Genomic DNA, 1,874 nt, shown 5'->3' with positions numbered 1-1,874 from the left:
ATTATCTTGAGCCGCCCGGAGGGCGTCTTTGATGTTCAGCAAGGTCACCGGAAGCCCTGTGATCTGCTGTTGTGACGTGGTTATCTCTGGCTTCATCCATGACGTTGATGAAGGGGAGGCGCCATGCTCGTACAGCGAGTCGCGTTGCCGACGGTACGGGTGGACTCGTGGACGGTGCTCGGTGACGACGACGTCCTGGTGGAGCCGATCGAGCGCTACCTGGCCTATCTGACGGACGTCGACAGGTCGCCGAACACCGTCAGGGCGTACGCCTACGACCTCAAGGACTACTGGACGTTCCTGGCCCACCGGGGACTGGACTGGCGCGAGGTCCGCTTGGAGGATCTTGGCGAGTACGTTGTCTGGCTGCAGCTGCCGCCTTCGGGTCGCAAAGGGCAGATCGCGGTGCTGCCCTCCGTGGAACCACACGTCAGCGCGTCCACGGTCAACCGCAAGTTGTCGGCGCTGTCCGCGTTCTACGCCCACCAGTTGCGGCACGGTGTCGATGTCGTTGATCTTCTGACGACCCTGCAGCCGCCTGGCCGCCGGGGCGGCTGGAAGCCGTTCCTGCACCACATCAGCCCCGGCCGGCCCCAGCCTTGGCGGACGATCTCGCTGAAGGTCCCGAAGAAACTGCCGCGCGTGCTCACGGCGGCGGAGATGCAGACCATCCTGGACGCCTGCGATCACCTGCGTGACCGGTTCCTGTTCGCTCTGCTCCATGAGACCGGCATGCGTATCGGCGAGGCCCTCGGCCTGCGGCATTCCGACGTCGCCGCAGCCGAGCGGGAAATCACGGTCGTGCCCCGGAACAACGCCAACCGGGCCAGGTCGAAGTCGCGCGAGCTAAGAACCATCCCGGTCAGCGCCGAGCTGCTACGGCTGTGGGGCGACTACCTGCACGCCGAGTACGGAGATCTCGACAGCGACTACGTGTTCGTGAACCTCTTCGCTGAGCCGCGAGGCCAGGCCCTGTCCTATCCGGCTGTCTACGACCTGGTGCTCCGGCTGCGGCGCCGGACCGGCATCGCCTTCGACCCGCACTGGTGTCGGCACACTGCGGCCACCCGGGCCCTGCGTGACGGGGTCCCGATCGAGGTCGTCTCCAAGCTGCTCGGACATTCCTCAGTCACCACAACTTCAGCGATTTACGGGCATCTGACCGTCGAAGACGCCCGCAGCGTCCTGGAGAAAGCTGGCTGGTTCCGGGGCACGGAGGTGCAGTGGTGACCGCCGCCCCACACCCCCAGGAGGACCGCACTGCCCGGCCCGTGGGCCTGCTGGAGAAGCTCATGTTCGCGATCCGTCCCGAGTTCCGGCAAGACGACCTGGCCTTCGACCCCCGCCACCCGGTCTTTGGCGGCCCGGCCTGCGCTGTCGAAGGATGCGACCGACCGGCCCGCAGCAACCGCATGTGCTGGGGGCACTCTGTCCGTTGGGCTCGTGAGGGCAGGCCCGACCGCGACACCTTCATCTCGACCACGCCGCCCGGATGGGTCGGACATCAGGCGCTCGCCGCCTGCGCGGTCGGCGGCTGCCGCTACGGCCGCGACAGCCATGGTCTGTGTCAACGGCACTGGCGTCAGTGGAGGCGGTCCGCAAGTACGGAGATGGGGGCATGGCAGACCTCTCCGGCGCCCTTGCGGCCCCCATCACCGCTGCCCGAGGTCTGCCGGATCGACTACTGCGACTTGTGGGTGAGGGGCACCTCCGTGTTCTGCACCGGCCACGACGGTCGATGGACGGCGCGCGGTCGCCCCGCCGTCGAAGACTTCGCCGCCTCCTACGAGGAGATCGGCCCCGGCGGGTCCGAGCACATCGACCTGCGTCAGCTGCCTGTGCAACTGCGACTGGAGGTGCAGTACGCGCTGCAC

The 1,874-nt window shown here is 67.2% G+C and carries 1 protein-coding gene and 1 pseudogene; both read left to right on the top strand.

What is annotated here, in order from left to right:
- Positions 1–123: 123 nt before the first annotated feature.
- The gene (locus tag ACWD6R_RS39975; RefSeq protein WP_451823256.1) at positions 124–1,230 is read left to right on the top strand and encodes a site-specific integrase; all 1,107 of its coding nucleotides are present in this window, start codon (positions 124–126) and stop codon (positions 1,228–1,230) included.
- Positions 1,227–1,874 (top strand): annotated as a pseudogene (locus ACWD6R_RS39970) (hypothetical protein); the annotation flags it as partial. The gene ACWD6R_RS39975 and the pseudogene ACWD6R_RS39970, both read left to right, overlap by 4 nt.

The organism is Streptomyces sp. NPDC005151, assembly GCF_053599875.1.
Note: the sequence above shows the minus strand (reverse complement) of the source record. Positions and strands in the feature narration are given on the sequence as shown.